The 4,663-nt window shown below is 58.8% G+C and carries 3 protein-coding genes and 1 pseudogene; 1 reads left to right on the plus strand and 3 read right to left on the minus strand.

The features are described 5' to 3' along the window. Positions 1–823, plus strand: an 823-nt coding sequence (locus tag E8M77_RS13460) for an NADP-dependent oxidoreductase (protein ID WP_246659252.1), incomplete at its 5' end; no start/stop codon positions are given. Positions 824–925: 102 nt separating this feature from the next. Here E8M77_RS13460 and E8M77_RS13465 read toward each other — a convergent pair. From E8M77_RS13465 to E8M77_RS13480, 3 genes and pseudogenes are all read right to left on the minus strand, one after another. Continuing rightward, entirely contained in the window at positions 926–2,500 is a 1,575-nt protein-coding gene (locus tag E8M77_RS13465) for an IS66 family transposase (protein WP_137131160.1), read from the minus strand. A gap of 69 nt (positions 2,501–2,569) precedes the next feature. Continuing rightward, positions 2,570–2,923, minus strand: a complete 354-nt coding sequence (tnpB, locus tag E8M77_RS13470; RefSeq protein ID WP_137131161.1) for an IS66 family insertion sequence element accessory protein TnpB — start codon at positions 2,921–2,923, stop codon at positions 2,570–2,572. A 467-nt stretch (positions 2,924–3,390) separates the two neighbouring features. Beyond that, positions 3,391–4,574: pseudogene (locus E8M77_RS13480) on the minus strand (IS3 family transposase); the annotation flags it as partial. Positions 4,575–4,663: the final 89 nt, after the last annotated feature.

Here is a 4,663-nt window from a genome sequence, read left to right on the forward strand (position 1 = left end):
ACGTATTAATCCAGTAGATTGGAAAATCCGCGGTGGTCTTGGGCAGCGCCTGGGCATGTCGTTGCCCATCCACCTGGGAGGTGAGGTAGCCGGTACCATCGAGGAACTTGGGGATGGCGTGAGCGGGTTTAAAGTTGGCGATGCGGTGTATGGCATCATACCCATGGGTGGTTTTGCCGAATACGCCATTGCTAGTGCTGGCGACCTGGCCCCCAAACCTGTGAACCTCGACTTTATCCAGGCGGCGGCACTACCGCTTGGAGCTTTGACAGCATGGCAGGCGATGTTCGACCTTGCCAAACTCTCTAATGGTCAGCGTGTGTTGATTACCAACAGCTCGGGCGGCGTCGGCTCCCTCGCCGTTCAACTCGGAAAGGCCATAGGCGCGCATGTTACCGCCATGGGTTCCGCCGCTAACGAAGCCTATGTCCGCAGCCTCGGCGCAGACGACTTCATCGATTATAAACAGCAGCGTTTCGAGGACGTAGCGCATGATATGGATGTTGTCTTCGACACGGTAGGCGGCGAGACCTTTGATCGGGCATTCCCGACCCTCAAAAAGGGCGGTTTCCTGGTCACTGCGGTGGCCTTCCCTAAGGATGAGGCGAGCACGTTCGGCGTTGGTGTCGGCCGGGTCTATTGCACGCCGAATGCCGAGCAGCTTGCCTCGATCCGCGAATTGGCTGAAGTCGGCAAACTAAAAGCCCATGTGGCGACAGTGCTGCCTCTTGCCAGCGTCAAGGAGGCACTTGATCTCTCCGAGGGGGGCGTACCCGCGGCAAGATCGTTCTGCAGGTCACAAGCTGAGATTCAGCATAAATGATATAGTTTTGTGAGGCGACCTCCAAAATCCAGCTTGGCTAGTCTTCGCATGTCGCCGATAGCCGCTTCGTAATCGCTGCGGTCACCGACAATAATTGCTTTGTCAGGCCACATAATTCCACGGCAGTAACTCCTCGACACGATTCTGCCTGTGGCCGTTGACGATGGCTGTGAGTGCGGCGGTAAGGTATGCCAGCGGATCGACGGCGTTGAGCTTACAGGTCTCAACGAGCGAGGCGATGGTCGCCCAGTTCTCCGCCCCAGCATCGTGTCCGGCAAAGAGTGCGTTCTTGCGATTGAGAGCAATCGGCCGGATGGTCCGCTCGACACTGTTGTTGTCGATCTCGATCCGCCCGTCGGTCAGGAAGAGCTTCAGTCCATCCCAGTATTTGGCGATGTAGGCCAACGCCTCGCCCAGCGGGGACTTCGTTGCTACGCGGGCGCGGTGGTGGACAAGCCAGGTATGCATGTCGGCCACGAGTGGCACTGACCGCTCCTGCCGTCCAGCAAGACGAGCCTGCGGATCAAGTCTGCGCAATTCGGCCTCGATCCGATACAGTTCACCGATCCGTTTGACACCGTCCTCGGCAATGGGTGCTGAGCCGTTGCGGGTGATCTCCACCAGTTTGCGCCGTGCGTGAGCCCAGCAATAGGCGAGCTGAATGTCTGGACCAACGCGCTCCGGCGCAATCAGCCTGTTGTATCCGGCATAGCCATCGACCTGCAGGATGCCGGAGAAGCCCTGCAATATCCGTTCTGCATGAATGCCCCCGCGACCAGGCGCATAGGTGAAGGCGACGCCAGGCGGAGCACCGCCGCCCCACGGTCGGTCATCCCGCGCCAGCGCCCAGAAGTATCCGGTCTTGGTTTTGCGCGAGCCGGGATCGAGAACCGGAGCACGGGTCTCGTCCATGAACAGCTTGGTTGAGCGCTTCAGGTCGCCGATCAACGCATCGAAGACGGGACGCAATTCGAACGCTGCCCTGCCGACCCAATCGGCAAGCGTGGAGCGGTCGAGATCGATGCCCTGGCGGCTCATGATCTGCGCCTGCCGATAGAGCGGAAGATGATCGGCATATTTGGAGACCAGCACATGGGCGACGGTGGCTTCCGTCGGCAAGCCTGCCTGGATCAGCCGTGCTGGAGCCGGAGCTTGAACGACTCCATCTGTGCAGGCACGGCACGTATACTTGGGACGACGGGTGACGATCACGCGGAACTGTGCCGGGATCACGTCCAGCCGCTCGGAAACATCCTCGCCAATGCAGTGCAGGCAACCGCCGCAGGCGCAGATCAGGCTTTCCGGTTCGATCACCTCTTCGACACGCGGAAGATGCTTTGGAAGGGAGCCGCGATTGATGGCGCGTGGCTTGGCAATCCTGTTTCTAGCAGGAGTGTCCGCCTCATCCTCAGCATGGATCACGGCCATAGCCGTCTCCAGGTCTTCCAGTGCCAGGTCGAATTGGTCAGGATCGGTCTTCTCGGATTTGCGTCCGAAGGCTGCCTGCTTGAATGCTGAGACCAGCTTCTCAAGCCGTTCGATCCGCTCATCCTTGCGGGCGATATGCTCATCCTTACTGGCTATCGCGACGTCCTTCGCCATCTCACGTGCCTGCGCCGCAATCAGCATCGCCTTCAGGGCAGCAACATCGTCAGGAAGATCGGCAGCATCGAGCATGACCGGAAGCTACCAAATCCGGAGCCGATTTGCCTTCGGAATTTGCCGTGCTGAGTCATCGTGCCGCAGCTATTCGATGGCCTGCGGTGTTCTCGTCTGGACGGCATGAACCCGCCGCCAATCAAGGCCTGCGAACAGGCCTTCGAACTGGGCGTGGGTCAATGTCATCAAGCCATCCTTGATGCCCGGCCAAGTGAAGCTGTGCTCTTCTAGCCTCTTGTAAGCCATGACGATTCCGGAGCCATCCCAGTAGATCAGCTTCAACCGATCCGCCTTGCGGGACCGGAACACGAACACGGTTCCGGTGAACGGGTCCTTGTGCAACTCGTTCTTCACCAGCGCCGCCAAGCCGTCATGGCCCTTGCGGAAATCCACGGGCTTGGTCGCCACCATGATCCGCACGCGGTTCGATGGGAAAATCATGTCGCCGCAGCCAGGGCACGCGCAATGGCAGCGATCCGGACGGCAGACGCTCCTTCCTCAAGACGGATCGTAACAGAGCCAACGACGATCTCAGGGCGACCAATCGCGTTCGGCAGCGGTTCCGAAACATGTGGGTCGACGATCACCGCCGCGAACTCTATCGCATCCTCTGGTGCAGGCAGGATCAGTTTGCCCTGCCGCGCCATCGTCCGCCAGGTGGAAAGGCTGTTGGCTCGCAATCCATAGCGCTGCGCAACTTCATTGACCGTCGTGCGAGGCCTCAAGCTTTCCGAAACGATCTTCGCCTTGATCTCGTCAGGCCAATGTCGGTGAGCCTAACGCCCAGGCTTCCTGGTTGTGAGAAACTCCAATGAGGTCTCCATGGAGAAACTCCCGTTCTTCATCCATGGTAACCTCGATCACAGATCAGACGGCAACGAGCAACGTGGGAGTGGGACAGCGCTTACGGCGATCTGGGCTTGAAGGTCTTCGGAGAAGAAGTAGTTTTCGAGCAGGATGCGGTTTTTCAATGTCTGGTGCCAGCGCTCTATCTTGCCTTGGGTCTGCGGATGGCCCGGCGCACCGTGGACCTGTTTGATGGACCGCTCTTCCAACCATTCGCCGAGGTCCGAGGCGATGTAGCACGGGCCATTGTCGGATAGCAGGCGGGGTTTGTGTTCCACCCTTGCCATGTCGCAACCGGATGCTGTGAGCGCCAGATTCAACGTGTCGGTGACATCATCGACTTTCATGGTCGTGCAAAGCTTCCAGGCGACGATGTAGCGTGAGAAGTCGTCGAGCACCGTGGACAGGTAGAACCACCCCCAGCCGATGACCTTCAGATAGGTGAAGTCGGTCTGCCACATCTCGTTCGGCCTGCTCGTCTTGTCCCTGAACTCGTCGCCAGCCTTGATGACGATGAAGGCTGGCGACGTGATGAGGTCGTGGGCCTTGAGCAGGCGATAGACCGAAGCCTCTGACACGAAATAGCTTTCCGTGTCGGTAAAGCGAACGGCCAGCTCGCGCGGCGACAGCGCAGTTTGATCCAGGGCCATATCGATGATCCGGCTGCGGACGTCATCGGGGATGCGATTCCACACCCGCGACGGAGCGGAATGCCGATCCTCAAGTCCCTCGACGCCTTTGGTCTGGAGCCGATCATACCACCGGTAGAAGGTCGGCCGTGGAATGCCCAGCTTGTCGAGGGTTTGCTTCACCGGCAGGTGCGACTGCTCAACGATCCGGATAATTTCCAGTTTCTCGGAGGCAGGGTATCTCATTCCTCGTCTCCCCCATGCCCGATCATGCTTTTTTTGAGCAGCCGCAATTCGAGTGCCTGTTCGGCGACAACTTCCTTCAGATCGCGCGTTTCACGGCGCAGAACTTTCACCTCATCGGAAGTAGCTGCACGCGCCGTATCCCCGGCCAGCCGCTTCTTGCCCGCTTCCAGAAATTCCTTCGACCAACTGTAATAAAGGCTCTCGACAATGCCTTCGCGACGGCAAAGAGCCACAATGCTCTCCTCGCCACGCAGGCCTTCCAGCACAATGCGGATTTTATCCTCGGCCGAGTGATGCTTGCGCGTCGCACGGCGGATGTCCTTGATGACGTGTTCGGCAGCAGGTTTCTGCGGCCCGGCTTTCTGTCTCATCTTCGCTTCCTTTGATCGAGCTACGATGAACCAGAAATCCTCTCCTCTCAATTAAACACGATCTGTCTCAAGGGCGCTGATGTCGGACA

The sequence above is a fragment of the Rhizobium sp. FY34 genome (genome assembly GCF_005222845.1).
GTDB lineage: Bacteria > Pseudomonadota > Alphaproteobacteria > Rhizobiales > Rhizobiaceae > Neorhizobium.